Annotated in this window: 12 protein-coding genes and 1 other annotated feature; of the genes, 10 read left to right on the top strand and 2 right to left on the bottom strand. The window is 44.8% G+C overall.

Going from position 1 to position 21,500, the window contains the following annotated elements; translation table 11 throughout:
• The first annotated feature begins 80 nt into the window (after positions 1-80).
• Positions 81-545, top strand: a complete 465-nt coding sequence (locus T546_RS0114430) for a hypothetical protein (protein ID WP_026892220.1) — start codon at positions 81-83, stop codon at positions 543-545.
• 53 nt (positions 546-598) lie between these two features.
• On the opposite strand, the gene T546_RS0114435 is transcribed toward T546_RS0114430, so the two are convergent.
• The gene (locus tag T546_RS0114435; RefSeq protein ID WP_026892221.1) at positions 599-1,141 is read right to left on the bottom strand and encodes a beta-class carbonic anhydrase; all 543 of its coding nucleotides are present in this window, start codon (positions 1,139-1,141) and stop codon (positions 599-601) included.
• Between the two features lie 358 nt (positions 1,142-1,499).
• Between T546_RS0114435 and T546_RS24690 the strand changes: the two genes are divergently transcribed.
• The 3 genes from T546_RS24690 to tyrS all read left to right on the top strand — a co-directional run bounded on the left by T546_RS24690 (position 1,500) and on the right by tyrS (position 10,309).
• Positions 1,500-7,472 carry a fibronectin type III domain-containing protein gene (locus T546_RS24690; RefSeq protein ID WP_051629863.1) on the top strand — a complete coding sequence of 1,991 codons (5,973 nt, stop codon included), beginning with the start codon at positions 1,500-1,502 and terminating at the stop codon, positions 7,470-7,472.
• Positions 7,473-7,647: 175 nt separating this feature from the next.
• The gene (locus tag T546_RS0114445; protein WP_026892222.1) at positions 7,648-8,730 is read left to right on the top strand and encodes a GGDEF domain-containing protein; all 1,083 of its coding nucleotides are present in this window, start codon (positions 7,648-7,650) and stop codon (positions 8,728-8,730) included.
• Between the two features lie 59 nt (positions 8,731-8,789).
• Positions 8,790-9,044: a binding site (T-box leader), on the top strand.
• 41 nt (positions 9,045-9,085) lie between these two features.
• The gene (gene tyrS / locus T546_RS0114450; RefSeq protein WP_026892223.1) at positions 9,086-10,309 is read left to right on the top strand and encodes a tyrosine--tRNA ligase; all 1,224 of its coding nucleotides are present in this window, start codon (positions 9,086-9,088) and stop codon (positions 10,307-10,309) included.
• A 45-nt stretch (positions 10,310-10,354) separates the two neighbouring features.
• Here the strand turns inward: tyrS and T546_RS0114455 are convergent, their stop codons facing one another.
• Positions 10,355-11,686 carry an HD domain-containing phosphohydrolase gene (locus tag T546_RS0114455; protein WP_026892224.1) on the bottom strand — a complete coding sequence of 444 codons (1,332 nt, stop codon included), beginning with the start codon at positions 11,684-11,686 and terminating at the stop codon, positions 10,355-10,357.
• A 158-nt stretch (positions 11,687-11,844) separates the two neighbouring features.
• Here T546_RS0114455 and T546_RS0114460 point away from each other — a divergent pair, with 158 nt between their 5' ends.
• The 6 genes from T546_RS0114460 (at position 11,845) to T546_RS0114485 (ending at position 21,458) form a co-directional block, all read left to right on the top strand.
• Positions 11,845-12,537 (top strand): DUF1961 family protein, encoded by a 693-nt coding sequence (locus T546_RS0114460; protein WP_026892225.1) that lies wholly within the window; start codon positions 11,845-11,847, stop codon positions 12,535-12,537.
• Complete coding sequence (locus T546_RS0114465) at positions 12,531-15,578, top strand: hypothetical protein (protein WP_026892226.1); 3,048 nt, start codon at positions 12,531-12,533, stop codon at positions 15,576-15,578. The genes T546_RS0114460 and T546_RS0114465 overlap by 7 nt, the downstream gene beginning before the upstream one ends.
• Entirely contained in the window at positions 15,568-17,754 is a 2,187-nt protein-coding gene (locus tag T546_RS0114470) for a helix-turn-helix domain-containing protein (protein ID WP_026892227.1), read from the top strand. The genes T546_RS0114465 and T546_RS0114470 overlap by 11 nt, the downstream gene beginning before the upstream one ends.
• Positions 17,755-17,956: 202 nt before the next feature.
• A complete protein-coding gene (locus T546_RS0114475) occupies positions 17,957-18,925 on the top strand; it encodes an ABC transporter permease (RefSeq protein WP_034599395.1) in 969 nt (322 codons plus the stop codon).
• A 15-nt stretch (positions 18,926-18,940) separates the two neighbouring features.
• A complete protein-coding gene (locus T546_RS0114480) occupies positions 18,941-19,843 on the top strand; it encodes a carbohydrate ABC transporter permease (RefSeq protein ID WP_026892229.1) in 903 nt (300 codons plus the stop codon).
• Positions 19,844-19,868: 25 nt separating this feature from the next.
• Positions 19,869-21,458 (top strand): type 2 periplasmic-binding domain-containing protein, encoded by a 1,590-nt coding sequence (locus T546_RS0114485; RefSeq protein WP_026892230.1) that lies wholly within the window; start codon positions 19,869-19,871, stop codon positions 21,456-21,458.
• Positions 21,459-21,500 lie beyond the last annotated feature (42 nt).

The raw sequence follows: 21,500 nt of genomic DNA on the forward strand, positions 1-21,500 counted from the left end.
CTTTCTTTTAACTGGTTTTCAAAAAAAAGCCTGTGCTTTTCGTAAATGGGGACAGGATATATGAAGAGGAGTATTTATTTTTGTCCCAGGTTTACACAGGTGGAATGGCAGAAGAGGAAAAAGGAACCAGGAACAGAGCTGCTTGTGCAAAAGTTGAACAGCAAATGCTTAAGGAGAACAACGTCGTAGAAGATATCTCATTTGCTTCCTTCCTGAACAAAGTAAATAAAGAGAATGAAGCAAGAAAGCAGGCAATGGATGCTGGGGAAAGAATCTATGGCCCTAAGGTATACGATGCCAGGATCTATTATGACTATATCTATAGCGAAGCAAAGGAGAACATGATAAAGAATGTCTTAATGAGCCAGATTACTGACCAGGAAATCAAAAGCTTTGGTGAAAAAAATAGAATAGATTTAAGAGAAAAAGAGGAAGTGCAGCTGATTCGCTACCAACTAGCAAGAGAACGTTATATGGTCCAGTTAAAAGACAGAGTGTTAAAAGCAATGATAAAAGCAGACGGAAAGTTCTATCAGGTCTCATAAATAATGTATAGGAAAAGGTTCCATTATCTATTGATAGTGGAACCTTCTTGTATTTAAGAGACAGGGGAAAGCCTGCCGCAGGATATATCCATAATAAAGCCCTGAATGATTACATTAGAGGGCATGAGGGGATGGGTCTTTAACAGGGTGACTGACTGCTTCACTGCGGTTTTGATATTATCCATTCCCTGAAGCCAGGAGTCTAAGTCAAACCCGTCTTCCTTAAGCTTCTGAATGGTATCCCGCTCAATTCCCCGTTGGACCAGGTGAGTGATAATGGTTTCGGAAGAGATGGTGGCGGACAGACAGTCGGTATGGCCGATGACCATAACCTCCTCTACACCAAATTCCAGAATTGCAATTAAGAGGCTTCTGATGGTGCTGTCAAAGGGATTTATAATCATGCTTCCAGCCGTTTTTATGAGTTTCACATCTCCACTTCGAACACCCAGTGCAGCAGGTAGAAGCTCCACCAGTCTGGTATCCATACATGTAATCAAGGCCAACCTTTTTTTGGGATATTTGTTGTTATTAAAGTGTTTATAAAAACCGCTGTTAACAAAGGTATCGTTATACTTTAAAATTTCCTCAATCATAGTATTCCTCCATTTTATTCGAACTGGTTCTAGTATAATCCTGTAATCTTAATGTGGGATAAGCTTAAGCCTTAAAGATTGTTTAGCTGATTTTGCTTCATTCATGGGACCTGTCGAAAAATGTAAGCGCTTAACTAGTGAAAAAATGTATATTTTTTAACGAAACACAATTGGAAAATATAGGAATTATCACTCGGTAATTTTAATTTTTAATATAATATTTGTTAATTATACACAGTTGTTGCTATATATTATTGACGAAAATTATTCTAATTGCAATCAGTGGTTGAATAATAAGATAGAAACAGTTAGAATGTTTGGTGTAAGCGCTTTCACTATTATTATGGAGGAAACCTGTATGAAAGTATTGAGGAAACGATGCAAAAAAGCATTGGCGCTGTTCTTAACGGCAGCATTATTGCTGCCTTTTACAGTGTCAGGGGGAGAAATTGCTTATGCAGAACGTTTTTTTGAGCAGGATGTAGAAAATCCTGCCACACCATCAGAAGCAGGCCGGTTACAAGTCCCGGTTACGGGCTTGGAGGCGACGCCGTCCGAAGCATTTGTATCTCTTCAAGACAATACGGCAACGCCGTCAGAGGCCTCGGTGTCTTTTGATGAGATTGCAACACCGTCTCAGGCGATGTCTCTCATGGGCACACAGAGCCGATTTACAAAATCGGAGGGGAGTGTTGATGTGACAGGACTAAGAATTCCTACTCTGGCTTATGATGATACTTCCATGTCTCTTGTCTGGGACAAGCCAGAAAATTATGAAAAAGTGGCCAATTATAATGTTTATCTAAACGGGGTAAAAGTGGGGGATGCCAGAAGTAATTTTGCACAGCATGCAGACTGGGCAGCTACTTACATGAAGGCATTTTATGATCACTATGAAAATGCAGGCATTGACATGGTAAATGTTGATATCCATTCCTTCCGCCTCACTGGTCTGACTCCGGATACCAGCTATGAAGTTTCTGTAATTGCAACGGATGCTTCCGGCGATGAAATGGGCAATATGGCAACCATTACCTGTTCCACAACAAGTACACCAGAGATATTTGATATCAGGGATTACGGAGCTGAACCGGTAGAGAGAGGCTTTACATCCCTTAATGAAGAGTCTTCTGCATTTGTGGTAAAGAACACCAAAGCCATTCAGGCAGCCATTGATGCTTGCAGCGAAGGTGGAAAAGTAGTAATTCCTGAAGGAATCTATATGTCAGGTTCTCTGTATCTTAAGAGTAATATGACTCTGGAACTGAGAGAAGGAGCAATACTTTTTGGCTCACCGGACGTGGCACATTACGACCAGAACTATCTTCTCTATCCCTATTCCACGGATACCAGATCCTGGGCACTGATTAACACCTACAGTGCGGATGAGAACGGTGGATTTGAGAACATCCGTATCGTAGGTAAGGGTACGATTTATGGAAACGGCTGGAAGTATGGCGCAAAGCAGGAAGTAGCTGGTGATGGATACGAAGCTTCTTACCAGAAGCGTCAGACTGCTGATCCTGACTGGAGCTTAGAAAGCTTAAAGAAATACGCCTTAAAGGGGTGGGTGGCACAGCCGAAGGATAAGGGTGATCTAAGCCTTGGAGTTCTTGCAAAAAGTGCTTATAACAATGCAAGGGGCAAGGGATATGATGAATCCACCGCTTATTCCACACGACCCAATCTGGTGGTTTTGAGAAATGTAAACGGTGTTTACATGGAAGGAATTACAGCAGAAAACCCAGCGTTCCATACCATAGCAGTGCTGGACAGTGAAAATGTGGTTTCTGATAATGTAAAGTACATTACATACGATGCAAACAACGCGGATGGAATTGAGCTTGGAAATACCCAGAATGCCATGGTCTTTAATAACTTCTTCGATACAGGAGATGATGGCATCAACTTTGCAACAGGCATGGGAAAAGGTGTACAGGATACAGAGCAAAAGCCATCAAGCGGCATCTGGACCTTTAACAATTTCCTCCGGGAATGCCACGGCGGAGCGATTGCTGCTGGCAGCCATACCGGTGCTGGAATCGAAGATATGCTGGTTGAAGACAATGTAATGAATCATAGTGATACGCCATTCCGGTTTAAAAGCGCTCCGGTTAACGGGGGCGGTATCAGCAATGTAAGAATCCGGGATTGTGCAGTAGGTGATGCGGATCAGGTATTTAGTTTTAATACCACATACAGTGATGCCAATCAGGCTACTACGGTGGAGCCGGCGGACAAACCGGCAGAGTTTTACGATATCAGCGCATACAACATCACAGCTGATACCATTAACAAGTTAACCGTAGATATTTTGGCAGATGTTGATTATGATTCTCCATATAAAACCTGGCATACTCACCATGATTTGTATTTCCAGGATATTGTTTTTACCAACATAAAGGTTACGAAAAACTCAGAGCGAATCGTGGGAGCTTCCAATGTGACCTTTGACAACGTGGGACTTAGCTGGTCAAAGGATGCACCAGCGGAAACAGATGAAAGAGCCTGGGGAAATATTAAGTTTAGCAATGATGTAACCTTCACAGGAACCACGACTCTGTCTGAAAATGCCTATGATGCCATGGCAAAACCGGTTTGGCCGGATGATACGGCAACCGTTGCCAGTGCTTCAGAGGCCATAAAACCAAGTGGAGCCCATGAAGTGAACTTAAAATGGCCCGCAGCCAAAGATGGTGAGCAGGTATCAGGGACTGGAAAAGTAACTGGATATATTGTGGAGACCTATGTAGGCGATGAACTGGTGGATATCACCCGTCCAGTGACAGCGACCACAGCAGATATGACTGGACTCTCTCCGGATACCAGGTATGTATTTGTGGTTTACGCAGTGGACGGACCAGGAAATAAGATTCCGGGACCCCGGTTTGAAATTAACACATCATCGGGAGAAGATAAGAAGCTTAAGGAGCCAGAAGACAAAAATGTGGTATTTTCCAACATGGGCTATACCTGGGGGACTGCAAAGTTAAGTTCAGCCAAAGCAGCTGATGCCAGAGTCCGCGGCTACCGTGCATTTGTGGATGGGGATCTGGTAGCTACCATCTATAATTATCAGCTTCAAGAACCGGAGAAAGCTACAATCAGTATGACCGTTGGCCGAATGATGGAAAATGAGAATGAGGTTATCATTGAGGCATTTTCAGACGCCGGAGAAAGCTTTGAATACAAAGAGGCTACGGTTGAGACGATAAAGAATTATGATTACCATGCACCAGTCTGGGAAGCCAATGCGTTAAAGGCAAGTGCTGTTGGAGAGTCCATAAAGCTTACCTGGAAGGCGCCAAAGGATGAGTCCGGAATCCATGGTTACAGGGTATATGCAGACGGAAAGCCGATTTACACAAAAGAGGGAGATTACTTCAATCATGTAAATGGAACATATACCACGGACAAAACAACTTACATAGTGACCGGGCTGGATATGAAGATTCCTCACACCTTCCGGGTGGAAGCTTCTGACGCTTGGGGCAAGGCATTAACTGGTACGGGACCATTCCATTGGACCAACAGCGGACCGGAAATCACCTGGGACGGCTCGGAAGGGGAGCAGTTGTGGAAGTCCTCGGCATTTGGACAGTCTACGGATATGGATTTTAAATCCAACATGCTGCCGAACAAAGTGGGAACAAATTATACCTGGCCTATCGGTTCTGGCACCCCGCTTAACCTGGAAGGAAAGCCGGCTCAGGATGTCGTAATAGAATCCAGAGGAGGAAAACTCCAGACCGGGCATGATGGATTGACTTTTTATTATACGGAAGTACCAACCAGTAAGAACTTCTCCCTGACAGCAGATGTTACAGTGGAGCAGTTAGGGCCGGAGGAAGGCTCAAAGACAAACCTTCAGGAGGGTGCAGGCCTGATGGTAAGGGACGTGAATGGAAGTCCTAGAAAAGAGCCTTTAGAGGAAGGGTATGAAGAGTATCCTGCAGCCTCCAACATGGTTATGTTAAGCCTGCAGGCAGCAGGGAAAGCTCTGAATGCAGATATTAATTTACTTGCAGCAGCCCGTTATGGGGTTAACAGCCCGGCTGGAAACTTAAAAACAGTTAAAACAACAGCAACCTTCGAAAAGTCAGTTTCAAAAGCGGATGAAAAATATGCGCCAGCAGATGCGCCATTTACATCAAACTTTTATGGCACAGAAACGAAACTGAGACTGGAACGGACAGATGAGGGATTCTTTGTCTACCACCTTGATAAGCAGGGGAATGTTCTTACCTCTTACACCTTTGAGGATAAGAATGTAACACCGAACATCGTATCTCATCTGGATAAAGAGACCATGTATGTGGGCTTTTTCGCCTCCAGAAATGCCAGAATGTCCGTAAGAAATATCTCTCTGGATATAAGTGACGTTGTAAAGCAGGATGAATCTCCAGCTTACGTGGCTCCAGATAATGATACGGCTTCTCTGTATATCGCTTCTGCGGCATACACCAACAGCTCAGATTATACCGTACAGGCCTTAACCAACCAGTCAGGAACCATGACTGTCAGCCAGAATGGCGCGGTACTGGTTTCAAAGGCACCTGTGACAGGAGGCGTACAGTTTTCCTGCCCAGCTGTAATTTCCGGACAGGAAGCAGAATTTAAGCTAAGCTTTGTACCTTCGGAAGGGGCAGATGCAGGGAAAGAAAAAACAGCGACTCTAAAGGTGAAAAGGGATAACTATGGTAAGGAATTATATGTATCTCCAGAAGGAACTGATGAGGCCGCTGGAACCAAGGAAAATCCATTGTCCATAAAAGAAGCTATCAACCGTCTGGTACCGGGAGGAACCATATATATGGCAGAAGGAACCTATCATTCATTCACCATACCAATGGCCTCTTCTGGAAATAAAGACGCAAGAAAAGCTTTAACTGCTCAGGGCGCTGTAAAAGTTACCGGCAGCAGTAAAATCTTTGTGCTTGACGCGGATTATTGGGACGTGACCGGACTTGATGTGGATGGTCAAAAGATCGAAGGAAGCAGAGGCGTTATGATTCACGGAAGCCATAATGTATTAAAGGATTCCCTGATTCATAATACATCAAGCGACGCTGGTCTTACCATAACAAAGAGCAGAGGAAGCAGAAGCTTATGGCCTTCCTACAACCTGGTAGAAAATTGTGAAGCATTTGACAATGTGGACGGTTCCAGAATCAATGCAGACGGATTTGCATCAAAATCCGGCTCAGGAGATGACAACCGGTTCTTAAACTGTGTTTCTCACGACAATGCAGATGATGGCTGGGATACCTACAACACTCTTGCAGATGGCCCCAACGGAAGAACCATTATTGAAAACTGCGTGGCTTATAACAATGGTAACAATGGATTTAAGCTAGGCGGAGAGGGCCGCGAGGTACCTCATATTTTAAGGAACAGCGTAGCATTCCATAACAACCTGGATGGAATCACAGATAACTTTAATCCGGGAGAACTGACGATTGAAAATAATACATCATTTGATAACGTCCGTTTTAATTATATTATGCGTCCAAGTCCTTATAAAAAAGGGGCAAATGGGGAACTGACAGCTGATGGTACAGTTAGAAATAACGTTTCATTCCGAACTGCAGCATTCAGTGCTTCCTTAAAGAAGGTTTACGACGATAAGATATCTGCAAAGGTGATAGAGAATAATTATCTCTACCAAAGCGGAACCAATGCAGTGGGGCAAGAGAACTTTAGATCTTTAAATCCGGCAGATTGCTTTTACCGTCAGGATGGAAGAATTCAATTCGGTGATTTCTTACGTCCTGTAAAGGGAAGTAAGATCGATAAAGCAGGTGCCGGAGCAAAATTACCAGGAATCGGTGTGGATACGCCGGATCCTGTAGATCCAGTGGATCCTGAGCCAGAACCAAATCCAGAGCCTGTAAAACCAGGAAAAGACAGAGATTCTGACTCTGGCCGGGATTATGGAATCAAGACGTCTTCCAATGAGACAAAGGGAGACTGGGAGATGGATCAGTCCGGCTGGCGACTGAAAAAGGCAGACGGTACCTATCCGAAGGAGGAATGGGCAAAGGTAAACGGTGTCTGGTACTATTTCGGACAAACGGGATATATGACAACCGGCTGGAATCAGGTTCAGGGTGTCTGGTACTATATGGAGACCAGCGGAGCCATGAAGACAGACTGGGTGATGACCGAAGGAAAATGGTACTATATGAATCTGGATGGATCCATGGCAACAGGCTGGGTCCTTGTCAATAACAACTGGTATTATTTAAGCCAGAACGGCGAATGCCTGATGAATACAGTCACTCCAGATGGTCACCGGGTGGGTGAAAACGGTGCCTGGGTAAAGGGCTAGATATGTAAATGGAATTCCCTTGCTGCTTCATGCGGCAGGGGAATTCCTCTTTTATTTAGGGAAATACGGAATAATAAACAAATTTTCATATAAATGAAAGATTATTAAATTGTAAAAGATCGGATTAGGTGCTACGATGGACATATGTATTAATTCTATTGTTCAGGAGGATCCCATGTTTTTGGATGCACTGCAATCATATTATGCCCCTGCCATTGCTCTTTTGGTTTTTGCGGTAATGGTGATTACAGACAAGCTTTTTTCAAAACGAATCAAAAGGCTGTTTCTTTGGGAAGTCGGCCTGATCTTTCTGGTGATAGCAGATACCTGGGCAGATTATTGTTTCAGCGGCTTATCTACGGTAGAGGGCTTTAAACTTAGAACCTTGACAACGTTTATCAATTTTGCCATAAGTCCCTGCCTGCCCATGATCCTTGTGCTGATCTACGAGACGGAAGATTCCAAACGGTTTCCCGCATGGTTTTATCTGCCTATGGTCATAAATATTGTATTTTCCATTTTAAGTATCTGGATGGGGTTTATTTTTCATGTTAGCAGAGAAAATATATATACAAGAGGTCCCCTGTTCTTTATTACCTTTGTGGCTTCTGGCTTTTACCTTTCCTCTCTGATTTTCTGTTCCGCAAGGCAGAGGGGAAAGCCAAACCGCAAGACGGAGACTCTGTTTTTACTTCTTTTTCTGGTTGTGATTGGACTTGCCATCATGGCAGAGATTGTGTTTCATTTGCATTTTATGGTATGGAGTGCTTCGGAGGCCTTCGTTATTCTATATTTTCTGCTTATGACCACACAGAAGATCTTATACGATCCGCTTACCGGCACCTATAATCGGATTGCCTATGAAAAACAGCTGGAGAAAATCAACCGTCATTCAGAATGCACTATGGCGATGATCGATCTTGACAACTTAAAAAATATCAATGATGAATTTGGCCATTCCAGCGGAGATGCGGCAATCTGCAGCGTTGCTTCCGCCATATTAAAGACAAAAGGAAAGCACATGTGGCTGTACCGCTTTGGGGGAGATGAATTCGTCCTTTTAAGCAACCGGTTAAATGCGGATGAGATGAAAAAAGTCTTAAAAGCCGCCCAGGAGCAGTGTGAAGAGATTCAGGGAATTCGTCCCTGTTTTTCCTATGGGGTGGCAGAATACCGTTTGGGCGACGACCTGAATAATACGATTTTAAATGCTGACATCGATATGTACCGGCACAAAAAGAACTTAAAGGACATTTGAAGGAAATACCTTGACAAACCGTGGAAAAAAACATATACTAATCATTAACTTCATACGCCATAAAAGCGTTGAAAAGAACAAGTAGCAGTGCGAAGGACCATACAGAAAGCAGCCGGAAGATGAGAGGCGCATGGGAAACGGATTGTGAATACATCTTTGAGCTTCACACCCAACGGCAATTGCCCAGTAGGCTGTGACGGATTCCTGCACCCGTTAACGTGCTAGAGTATCGAAGCAGGTACTTAAAGAGGTAAGCAGTGTGAGCTGCTTATGAACTTAAGGTGGTAACGCGAGATTTTAACCTCGTCCTTTTGATAGGACGGGGTTTATTTTTATTTATTTAAGGAGAATAGCTATGACAATTTACGAAGAACTGAAAGCCAGGGGATTGATTGCCCAGGTAACCAATGAGGAAGAGATCAGCAAGATGGTCAATGAAGGAAAGGCCGTATTTTACATCGGCTTTGATCCAACGGCTGACAGCCTTCACGTAGGACATTTCATGGCACTGTGTTTGATGAAGCGTCTTCAGGAGGCTGGTAACAAGCCGATCGCATTGCTGGGCGGCGGAACCGCTATGATCGGTGATCCTTCCGGAAGAAGCGATATGCGCCAGATGATGACCATTGAGACCATTCAGCACAACTGTGAGTGCTTTAAAAAGCAGATGAGCCGTTTTATTGATTTCTCAGAAGGGAAAGCCCTTATGGTCAACAATGCAGACTGGCTGATGGCGCTTAATTATATTGATATGCTTCGCGAAGTAGGACCTCATTTCTCTGTGAATCGTATGCTTACGGCAGAATGCTACAAGCAGCGTATGGAAAAGGGACTCAGCTTCCTGGAGTTTAACTACATGATCATGCAGAGCTATGACTTCTATGAGCTGTTTAACCGCTACGGCTGTAATATGCAGTTTGGCGGTGATGACCAATGGAGCAACATGCTTGGCGGTACCGAGCTGATTCGCCGTAAATTAGGCAAGGACGCACATGCCATGACCATTACCCTTCTATTAAATTCCGAAGGAAAGAAGATGGGTAAGACTCAGTCTGGCGCCGTGTGGCTTGATCCGGAAAAGACTTCTCCATTCGATTTCTTCCAGTACTGGAGAAATGTAGCCGATGCCGATGTATTAAAATGCCTCCGCATGCTCACCTTCTTACCCATTGAGCAGATCAATGAGATGGATCACTGGGAGGGAAGCCAGTTAAATCAGGCAAAAGAGATTCTTGCTTATGAGCTGACGAAGCTGGTTCATGGAGAAGAGGAAGCGGAAAAATCCTTAAAGAGTGCAAAAGAGCTGTTTGCCGGCGGCAATGCGGCAGATATGCCTGCATGGGAGATGGAAGAAGCTGACTTTGTAGATGGAAGCGTTGATATTCTTACCATCGTACAAAAGTCTGGTCTGGCACCAACCCGTTCCGAGGCAAGACGTAACGTGGAACAGGGCGGCGTAACCGTAGAGGGAGAAGCAGTGACCGATGTAAAGACTCTCTTTACAAAAGAGCAGCTCTCCGGAGAAGGCGTCGTTGTAAAACGTGGCAAAAAGAAGTTTGTAAGAGTATTTGTTAAATAAAAGTTGGCCGGTATCAGGAGGAATTTCCTCCCATACCGGCTATTTTTATGGCCATAGGACTGGGGATATTGGCTCCTGAATGGAAAGGGCAAACCGTATTTTGTCATGACTGGAATTCAGCTCTAAGAACTGGTCGTACTCCTTCCAAAGCTTTTCATAAATGCTAAGAACCGGGCGGCACCGTATTTTCGTCATATCAAGAATCTGATCCAGATTCCAGACCGCCATATCTACAATTCCAGAATCCAGGTAACCATCTCGTTTCATATTAATCAGTATGGTCCGTATGCGGTCCTTAGGAAAGGGCTCTTTATAGCTTCTTGTTCCTGTAAGGGCGCTTATGATGTCTGCAACCGCCACCAGACGCTCTTCCTTTGTCAGCTCCTTGGCGGTAAGGCCCTTTGGATATCCTGTTCCGTTTAATTTCTCATGATGGCGCAGGGCGATGCGGACAATGGAATCGTCAATGAGGCCCCCAAAGATTTCTTCGGTCCGGTCCACGTGTGTTCTCATGACCGACATGGCTTGTTTGTTTAATTTCCCTGGAGATTCCAAAATATCAACGGGGATTGCAATCTTACCTAAATCATGAAGCAGAGACCCGCATAAGACCAGGTTCAGCTGTTCCTCCGTGAAACTGGCCAGGCGTCCAAGCTCGTAACTGATGCTGGTGGTGGCTATGGTATGGGTCACGGTGTAATGGCTTCGAAAGTCGATAATAAATACAAGCATCTTTAGATATGCGGTGATCTCTTCTCCGGATAAAGGAATTTGGGTTAAAAAATCTGCGTATTCTTTATCCTGTCTCCATTCCTCGTCAATGGTGCCCTTAAAATCAAGAAGAGATGCCAGTTCTAATATGTGAGGGGCAAATATAGTCTCCGTTCCCTGTTCTAAAGCACGAAAGGTATCTTTCCAGGTCATGTGCCCCAAGGACATGGAAACATCAATCCGGTCCGCGATATGTATGAGCTGTGCCAGATCCTTTAGCTTATCGCTTAAATGATCCTGGTCTTTCATATGTTTCCAGCCGATGTGATGAAGAAGTATTGCCGGTGCCAGCTCTTTTAAAGGAGAAAAATAATGGACAAAAAGAAACCCATAGAAGGAATGATTCCATACGTCTTTCGTCTCAAATTGAAGCATTCTTGAAACTTCCTCTGTTTTAAATGCTCCAATGTCATGAATCTGTGCTGCAAAGCAGATGTCCCGAAGCTCTTCATGGGAATACTGTCCTGTTTTACTTATCATTCTGAAAATGATATAGGCTACGTGAGTGCCATGTTCTGTAAGTCTTGTGTCTATGTAGCTGCAAAAACGGCGTATAATTCCAAGAATGCTCTGGTTGCTTATCGTTTGGGTGTATTGCATTTGCATGCAGCTTCCTCCTCCATGTATGTATGCCATAAGTCTACCATAATTAGCAATGATTGGAAAGATAAAATAGCGTTCTGAAACGGTTGAGAATAATATCCAGCAGAGGTATAATTATCCAGTGGAGTGTAAAAAAACAAATGATTGGAGGAAGCATAACAATGAATGATACAGCAGGATATATTCAGCTGATTGAAGAGAAACTGATCTATGACAATCCCCTTTCCAAAGAAGAAGATATCAAAGGTTTTATTCTGGAGGGGAAAGCCAGAATCAGCTTTGAAAATAATACCATGTGCCTGAAAAATGAACTGGATCATGGGATGGGGCAGCAGGCAAACTATGTACTATGGTGCCCGGAGGAATTTCCGGAAAATATAAAGATAACCTGGGAGTTTAAGCCCATTACTGATGAAGGACTGTGCATCTTGTTTTTCGGGGCTTCCGGGAATGGGGGAAAGGATTTATTTGACCCGTCCCTTTCAAAAAGGACAGGGGAATATCCCCAGTATCACAGTGGAGATATGGATGCCTTTCATATTTCATATTTTAGAAGAAAGGAACCGGATGAAAGGAGCTTTCATACCTGCAATTTAAGAAAAAGCAGAGGCTTTCATCTTGTGGCTCAGGGGGCAGATCCGATTCCAGGGGCAAATGACTGCAATGATTTCTATCGTATGGAGGTCCGCAAATACAGCCGCAACATCCGGTTTTCCATTAACGGTCTTGAGATATTTGAATTTGACGATGATACCTTATTTGGGGAGCTGATAAGGGGCGGTAAAATTGGCTTTCGCCAATTGGCGCCGCTGACTGCAGAATATCGTAATTTTAAGGTGTATGAGCTATGTTGATGGACTTGTCAGGAAACTGGAGTTTATGGTGTGACCAATTTACAGAGCAGATCCATGAAGAGCCGCCAGTAAAACCAGATCGAGAAGCCGATGGGCCTGTCATTCTTCCGGGGATACTCCAGGGGCAGGGCTATGGAGATACGATTAAAAAGGATACCCAGTGGGTCAGCGGTCTTCATGACCCCTTCTGGTATGAAAGAGAAGAGTACCAGTTCGCCCAGGATGAGGAGGTATCCATTCCATTTCTCTGTCAGCCTCCAAGGCATTTTATTGGACTGGCCTGGTATGAACGGGAGATTGAGATTCGGGAAGAATCCGGGGACGAGATTTATTTACATATTGAACTGACCAGGTGGCGGTCTTACGCCTGGGTGGACGGGGAATACAAGGGAAGTGACTGTTCTCTTTGTACGGCCCACGAGATAAATCTTGGCAGGCTGAAAAAAGGCGCTCATACCCTCACCGTCTTAATTGATAACCGGTTTCAGTACCCTTACAGGCCGGACGGCCATGGAGTATCCGATGCCCTTGGCGCTTCCTGGAATGGGATGGCGGGAGATATTCTCCTTTTGAGCCGTGGGGAGATAGAAAAACGGGACAGGGAACGCAAAGCCTATGGAGCAGCCCATGAAAGAACTATAGAAGTGAAAGATGGCATGATATTTGTTGATGGCCGTCCGGAGTATTTTCGGGGAACTCATTTTGGCGGTGATTATCCTCTTACCGGATACCCCTCCACAGACCTTAAGTGGTGGAAAAACCTTATGAAGCTTATAAAAGAATGGGGATTTAACTTCATAAGGTGCCATTCCCTGTGTCCGCCGGAGGCAGCCTTTTTGGCGGCAGATGAGGAAGGGATTTATTTACAGCCGGAGTGCGGTATGTGGAATATATTTAATGATGGCATTCCTATGGAAGAGGTGCTGAAAGAGGAGACCAGAAGGATTCTTAGGCAGTTTGGTCACCATCCTTCCTTTGCCCTGTTTTCTCCCACCAATGAGCCCTCTGGAAGCTGGTATGGGCCATTAAAGCAATGGGTGAAGGAGACAAGAAGCTTTGATGAAAGTCTGGGCTATGAAGGCAGGCGGCTTTATACGGCTCAGTCTGGCTGGTTTTATGATGTGCCTCCTAAGGACATTACAGGAACAGACTATATCTATTTCCATCGTTCGGCTTATGGGCCGCTGCTGGGAGGAAATATCCGCAATCATGAAGGGTTTAAGGGAAAAGATTACAGAGCATCTCTGGAAGGTGCCAGGCTGCCTGTCATCAGTCATGAGATGGGTCAGTGGTGTGCTTACCCTGATTTCTCTGTGATTGATAAATTTACCGGGTATCTTAAGCCCGGAAATTATAAGGTGTTTCGGGAGAATGCAAGGGCGAAAAAGCTTTTGGAACTGAATCAGACCTTTGTCCGCTGCTCCGGCAAAAATCAGGTGATGATGTACAAGGAAGAATTTGAGGCTAATTTAAGGACTCCACATATCTATGGGTACGAGATGCTGGACCTTCACGATTACATGGGGCAGGGGACTGCGCTGGTAGGTGTTTTAGATCCCTTCTGGGAGAATAAAGGATATGTGACTGCGGACGAGTTTAAGCAGTTCAACCAGGAAACCGTGATATTAGCCAGGATATCTTCTTATGTAATAAAGAATACGGAACCAGTTAATATTCCGGTGGAGCTGTGCCATTTTGGAAAGAAAGATTTAAAGGATAGCATTATTACCTGGAAGCTTGAAAAGGAAGAGCTGGGTAAGGGAGTTTTAGTGATGGAGCAGGGGGAATTAAAAGAAGTCACTGCTTCTGCCGGGAAAAATATTCCGGTTGGCACTCTTTCTTTAGACCTATCTTATATCACAGAACCAGCAAAGCTTAAGCTGACTCTTTTTATGGAAGAGACGGAAAATAGCTGGCCTCTTTACGTCTATCCAAAGAAAGAGGGAAAAGAAAGGGAACATGTTCTATTTACCAGACGATGGGAAGAGGCAAAGGAAGCTCTTTTATCCGGTGGCAGAGTGGTATTTTCTCCGTTTTTATCCCAGCTGGATTTTGACTGCCCCCCTCTATCCATCCGCCCTGTGTTCTGGAACAGCCAGATGGGACCAGGCTGGTGCCGAAGCCTTGGGCTTATGATGAATCCGGATCATCCCATCTTTCGCCGGTTTCCCACGGAGGAACACGGTGGCTGGCAGTGGGAGGATATCTTAGGAAGCTCCAGAGGCTTTTTGCTTGATGAGATGCCGGAAGGCTTCGAGCCTGTGATACGGGCCATTGATGACTGGAACCGGAACCTGTCCCTTGGACTTTTAATAGAAGGAAGGGTAGGGAATGGAAGGCTTCTTCTCGTGAGCGCCAGTCTGGAGGGGAGCTTTGAAAAAAGGCCGGCGGCCTACCACTTTAAGGAGGCTCTTTTGTCCTATGCCGCTTCAGAGGAGTTTGCGCCAAAAGAAGAGATTCCTGTTGCAGCCATTGAAAAGCACCTTTTCCCTAATGGCCGTATGAAGGAATTAGGGGCCCGCTATGTTCCGGAAAATGAGGCAGGGGTCACTAGTCTGTCCTCCTTATCGGAGGAGAATCCCAACACGTCTGTGTGGATAGAAAAAGAGAATTATCCGATTTCCGTGGATATCTGCTTACAGGAGCCGTTAGCTGTCTCAGGACTTCTAATGGTGCCGGATCAAAAGGACCGGATGCACCAGGGATGCGTAAAGGACTACGTCATTGAAGTGGAAAGAGACGGAGAATTTAAAGAGGCAGCAAGAGGAAGCTTTTCGGCTTCTTTTCTGACTCAGAAGGCGGTATGGAAGGACGCTGTAACCACAAGGACCATCAGGTTTACTGCCTTAAGCGGGTATGGGCAGGGAGAAAGAGACGAGTGGGAAGAGAGAGAAGATGGCTGGTATCAGGTAAAAGGGAAAGGTAAGGCGGCCATACAGGCTGCTGGCTTTCATCTTATCTTAGACGGGGTAACAGAGGGCGATGATATTGCCTATTGGAACGAGAACAGGAAGAGCAGGACAAAAGAAATTGAAGAATAATGTAAAATACGAGAACCGCTTGTTTTTGCAGTTTCTTTTGCTGGTAACAATTCCTCTGATTGTTATGGGAATCGTATCTTACTATATCTATGTTAAGGGGGAGAACAGTAAGAGCGGACAGGCTCTTGATTCCTACTGCAAAAGTGTTGCAAACGAATATGAAAATGTATTTTCCTCCATTCGGGAATATTACTTGGACAGCACCGGCAGCACATCAGTCAAATGGCTGGTGAACCAGGAGGAAGTACCTTATTCCAAGTATAAGGAATTAAAGCAGGCCCAAAACATGCTTCAGGGAAATTACTTTCTCTCGAAATATGTGAGCTTTTACAACTTCATAAATGTAAAAGAGGGCTGGGTCTTAAACAAATACGGGATGTATCCCATCAAGGATTTAAAAAACTTATCAGAGGTAGAAGCTTTTTTAGAAGAACAAAAGGAGATCCCTCTGTCCCTTTACTGGTTAAACCGGATGGATACCGCCAGCCCTTATGAGGGCACGGTAAAGGAATCCGGCTTTGTGGACACGGCAGGTGAGCTTCTTGTTGTAAAGGAAGAGTACAGCAGTGTGGGTACCGTTTACGTACTGACGGTCCGTCTGGATACGGAACGGCTGGAGAACCTATCTGAGCCTTACCGAAAGCTTGGCTACGATGTGACTGTGTTAAGCAATGGAAAAGTGCTGATGGAGACGAATCCAGCCCTTACAAAGGCGTATCGTGCCTCTTTAGAAGGCGGAGGGGCAAAAAGCGGGACTTATGCCTCTGGGGGAGGGAAAAACTTCCGTTTAAGCGTCATGGAATCGGGAGGAAATGGTCTTACCTACATCACTGGCGTGGATACGGCGAAGATGAACCGGGGAGGAATCCCCTTTGTGCTTGCATCCATCGCTATGATTGGTATTTTTGGAGTTATTCTTATTGCCTTAAGAGTATCTGCCGCCGCTTTTTCTAAGCCGGTGCTCATGCTTCAAAAGTTTGTAGATGACCAGAATGCGCAGATTCGGGAGCTTTTCTTATCCAATTTGTTAAAGGGTGAGTTAAGCATGGAAAAGATACAGGAGACCATGAAAAAGTATGGAATGGAAGCCTGGAGCTCTTACCGGCTGATTGCTATATCCTGTAAGTTTGAAGAAAAGCAGCCGCCGGTGACAAGGGAAGAAAGAGATAAGATCAACCGGGAGGTCTTAATGAATCTGCCGGAAGGAGTGAGAGAGGCATTTTTCGTATCCCCTGTCATCTATGGGCATATGGCTCTTTTTATCATTGGAGAAAATGATGATCTTGAGGTGGATAATAAAACAGCTCTTGTCTATAAGCAGATCAAGGACCATGTGATGGAGATTTACGGTTATCCGGTGGCATTTGGCATCAGCCGTACCTTTCATAAGCTGACTCATACAGGCAGAGCCTACGAGGAATGCTCTGAGGCGCTTCACAGCAAGAACCATGACCGCAATGAAAATGGTTCTTCTCTGGTCCTTTACGATGATTATTCTCTCATGGACCCGGCTGGCAATGTCTACGATATGATTATGGAGGATGAACTGATCCATTCGGTGGACAGCTTTAATGAGGAAGAAGCAAGAAGGCTTCTGGAGCTGATTGTGAGCAGAATGGAGATGAAAGGCGCTTCCGGTATGGAGCGGACGTTCTATATTACCAGGCTGCTTACGGCTGTCCTTGATATTCCGGCCAGAGCCTCCCTGTCCCTTACCGATCTCTTTGGAAGTGACCAGTATAACGTTCTGACTAGGGCTTCTAATGTATACGGGCAGAAGGAACTGGTCTCATTTATCATGGAAGAGATATTTAATCCTGTGATGGCAGCCCTTTCTGAGGCGAGAGCTGCAGGCTCTTCTGATATTGTTAAAGAAGTAACAAGAATGATCAAAGACAAGAACGGAAATATAAGCCTGAATGAATGTGCCGATTCCTTAAGCTACCATCCCAATTATATCAGCAGGGTATTAAAGAAAGAAAAGGGATTGTCATTTACAGACATGGTCAATGAAGAAAAGCTTAAAATGGCTAAGTACATGCTTTTGACTTCCACAGACTCTATCGCAGATATTTCAACCAGATTAAATTATAATAACGTCCAGAATTTTATCCGCTTTTTTAAAAACCAGGTAGGGACAACCCCTTCGGCTTACCGGAAAGAGCATAAAGAATAGGATAAGCCCTGGAAATAAAATGATAATCGAGTGGTACAAGCCCCGATAAAACCTTGTGATTCACAGGGGATCGGGGCTATTTTTATGGAAATAAACAGGTTTGATAATGATTATTTACAAAAGCCGGAAGTGTGATGTACGATAACTTCACCAAGGGGGGAGGCAAAAGAGATGTCCCCCAAAAAGTGGAGGAGGAGAGAGAATGAGTCAGAACGCAATGCCTATAAAAGCGAAGTCCAGGGCAGGAACCATAAAGCAAGCGCTGCAAGCTCATAAGTGGCTGTATATTATGATAATTCCCGGAGTTATCTACATGCTGGTATTCAGTTATCTGCCCATGGGCGGACTGATCATGGCATTTCAGGAATTCAGCCCTTATAACGGAGATACGATGCTGGGGGCATTTATTCACAGTCCATTTGCAGGGCTGTCTGTGTTTCAAAAGTTTTTCACTGGGCCTGATTTTGTCCGGGTTTTAACAAATACATTGTCAATCTCCATCGCGAACTTGATTTTTTATTTTCCGGCACCCATTATTCTGGCGCTTCTGTTAAATGAAATCAAGAACATGATGTTTCGGAGAGTGGCACAGACCATGGTGTATATTCCTCATTTTATTTCCATGGTAATCGTGGCAGCCTTAACCGCCCAGCTATTTAGCACCACCGATGGTCTGGTTTACCACTGGCTGGTAGAAATATTTGGAAGGAGCCATGCTCCTGATATTATGTCTAATCCAAAGCTCTTTGTTTCCATGATCGTGGGTCAGAGCATGTGGAAGGAAACCGGCTATGGAACCATTATTTTCCTTGCGGCACTGTCTGGCGTTGATGTTCAGCTTTATGAAGCAGCAGAAGTAGACGGAGCCAACCGGTGGCAGAAGATGTGGCATATTACGCTTCCTGCGATCCGTTCCACCATTGTCATTATGCTGATCCTGCGTGTCGGAACCATATTAAATACTGGGTATGAGCAGATTTTTCTGATGCAAAATTCCATGAACCGGGGAGTGTCCGATGTGTTTGATACCTACATCTATACAAAGGGTGTTGTAAACGGCAGCTATTCCCTGGCAACGGCAGCAGGCATGTTTAAATCTGTAGTCAGTATGATCATGGTATTGGGGGCAAATAAGCTGGCGAAAATGTTTGGAGAATCAGGATTTTATTGATCGGGAGGTTTTAAAATGGCTAAGACAAAAGCGTTAAAGATAAAAAGAAGTCCTGGAGATCAGCTGGTACAGATACTGATTTACCTGTTTGTAGGGGCATTTGCACTGATCACACTGCTTCCATTTGTATACATTGTGGCAGGCTCCTTTGCTACCGAGCGGGAGCTGACTGAACGGGCATTCTTTCTGTTTCCCCGTACCATTTCCTTAAATGCGTATCAGTACATATTTAAGACAGGCGATGCCATCAGAGGGCTTATGAATTCTGCATTTGTTACCTTTGTGGGAGTTATCATCAATATGACCTTATCCGCCACCCTTGCCTATCCGCTGTCAAGACCGTATTTTAAGGGAAGAAGGTTTTTCACCAACATGGTAATCATCACCATGCTCTTTACAGGCGGTATGGTTCCTATGTATATGCTGGTGGCAAACGTGCTGCATCTAAAGAATACCTTCTGGGCATTGTGGCTTCCAGGAGCAATCAATCCCTTTAATATGATCATTATAAAGAACTACTTCCAGGGGCTTCCCATGGAGCTTGAAGAGGCCGCAAGAATGGATGGATGCAATGACGGGCAGACATTTCTTAAAATCATTCTGCCTCTTTCAAAGCCTGTTCTTGCAAGCGTGGCTCTGTTTTATGCGGTAACCCACTGGAATTCCTATTTCAATGCCATGATGTATATCTCTGACAGCAATAAGGAGGTCATTCAGATTGTATTAAGAAGAATCATTTTCCTCACTTCCAGTGTGGCAAATGACAGTGGTTTCGACTGGGGGGCCTTTGGCATGCCGCCTCAGAAAGCAGTTAAGATGGCGACCACCGTGGTTGCTACCGTCCCCATTCTGCTGATTTACCCCTTCGTTCAGAAGTACTTTACACAGGGCGTTATGGTTGGCTCTGTAAAAGGATAAATAAAATGTTAAAAGGAGAAGTGTTATGATGAAAAAGGTGTGGAAAAAAGCTATGGCAGTGACTCTTGCCGGGTCCATGGTATTACTTGCGGGGTGTGGAAGCAAGACGACCGGACAGACTTCGGGAGAATCCGGGCAGACGTCTGCGGGGGCAGCGCAGTCCGGGGCAGAGGGAGGAAAGGCAAGCATCTCCATTATGGTTCCTCAGTTTTACGGTACCGAGTTAAAGAATGACCATTCCGATGAGGTCATCAAACAATACGAGGAGTATACCAATACCCAGGTGGAGTGGAGAAGAGAAGCCAACGATACCTACAAGGAGAAGTTTGGCCTCGTCCTTATGGATAAAGACAATATGCCTATGATCGTTACCGGCAGCGGTGATCTGACTGCCAATGTGGTAGATGCGGCAAAGAAAGGCGCTTTCTGGGATTTAACTGAATTTTTAAAGGATACAGAAAGCTATCCAAACCTTTCCAAAGCAGATCCCAATGTGTTAAAGGCGGTTACTGTAGATGGTAAGGTCATCGCTCTTTACCGGGCCAGAGAAATCGGCCGCTACGGCTTTTCCTACCGTACCGACTGGGCTGAAAAGGTAGGCATTACAGAGCCGCCAAAGACGGCAGAAGATGTTTATAACATGCTTTACAAATTCACCTATGAAGATCCCGATGGCAATGGAAAAGATGATACCTATGGTCTTGAGATGACCAAGTATGTAGGTCCGGTTGATATTATGCAGACCTGGTTCGGAACCGGGAACAAATGGGTGGAGCAGGATGGAAAGCTGGTTCCTGTTCACCAGACAAAGGAATTCAGGGAAGCCTTAAAATGGATCAAAAAGATCTATGACGATGGCCTGATCCGTAAGGACTGGGCAACGGTAGACTCCGGAACCTTTGGAGATGCCTGTAAAAAGGGAGAAGCAGGTGCATTTGTTGATGTTATGGACGGAGCAAAGAGAATCTGGAATTACTACATCCAAAACGATGTGAAATCTGTTGTAGATCCTACGAAAACAGCTACCATGACCTTAGTTGGACCAGTCAATGATAAAACGCTTGCAACCAGCGGATTTAACGGCTTTTATCTGATCACAAAGGCTGGAGCGAAAACAGAAGATGATGTAAAGAACTGTCTTCATTTCTTAGACAAAATGTGTGACGATGAGATGATGGTTCTGGCTGATTACGGTCTGGAAGGCGTTACCTACGATAAAAATGAAGCTGGCAAAGTAGTGATGAGAAACAAGCTGGAAGTACAGCAGACACCAAACGTAGGATTAAATTCCGTCATTGCTTATATTCCAAATTTAAATCCAACCAGTCCGACCCTGGAGAAACAGGAAAGCACAATCGCTCAGGAAGAAGCCATTGCAAAGAATAAAAAAGTTGCCATTTATAACCCGGCACTTGGATATCTGGCTAACTCCGGAGTCAATGCAGAAGTCGGGACTGACATCGAGCAGATCATTGACGATGCCAGAACCCAGTACATCTGCGGACAGATCGACGATGCTGGTTTTGATGCAGCAGCAAAGCAGTGGTTAGACCGGGGCGGCGACAGACTGGTAAAAGAAATCAATGAATTATATCAGCAGGATACTGCGAAGTAGATGCTGCGAGGTGGTTGAACATAGGCGGTACAGACCCTTTGC

The organism is [Clostridium] aerotolerans DSM 5434 (assembly GCF_000687555.1).
GTDB lineage: Bacteria > Bacillota > Clostridia > Lachnospirales > Lachnospiraceae > Lacrimispora > Lacrimispora aerotolerans.

Coding starts and splice junctions, on each gene's coding strand:
- T546_RS0114435 (WP_026892221.1), bottom strand. CDS start 1,141: ATGATTGAGGAAATTTTAAAGTATAACGATACCTTTGTTAACAGCGGT.
- T546_RS24690 (WP_051629863.1), top strand. CDS start 1,500: ATGAAAGTATTGAGGAAACGATGCAAAAAAGCATTGGCGCTGTTCTTA.
- T546_RS0114445 (WP_026892222.1), top strand. CDS start 7,648: ATGTTTTTGGATGCACTGCAATCATATTATGCCCCTGCCATTGCTCTT.
- tyrS (WP_026892223.1), top strand. CDS start 9,086: ATGACAATTTACGAAGAACTGAAAGCCAGGGGATTGATTGCCCAGGTA.
- T546_RS0114455 (WP_026892224.1), bottom strand. CDS start 11,686: ATGCAAATGCAATACACCCAAACGATAAGCAACCAGAGCATTCTTGGA.
- T546_RS0114460 (WP_026892225.1), top strand. CDS start 11,845: ATGAATGATACAGCAGGATATATTCAGCTGATTGAAGAGAAACTGATC.
- T546_RS0114465 (WP_026892226.1), top strand. CDS start 12,531: ATGTTGATGGACTTGTCAGGAAACTGGAGTTTATGGTGTGACCAATTT.
- T546_RS0114475 (WP_034599395.1), top strand. CDS start 17,957: ATGAGTCAGAACGCAATGCCTATAAAAGCGAAGTCCAGGGCAGGAACC.
- T546_RS0114480 (WP_026892229.1), top strand. CDS start 18,941: ATGGCTAAGACAAAAGCGTTAAAGATAAAAAGAAGTCCTGGAGATCAG.
- T546_RS0114485 (WP_026892230.1), top strand. CDS start 19,869: ATGATGAAAAAGGTGTGGAAAAAAGCTATGGCAGTGACTCTTGCCGGG.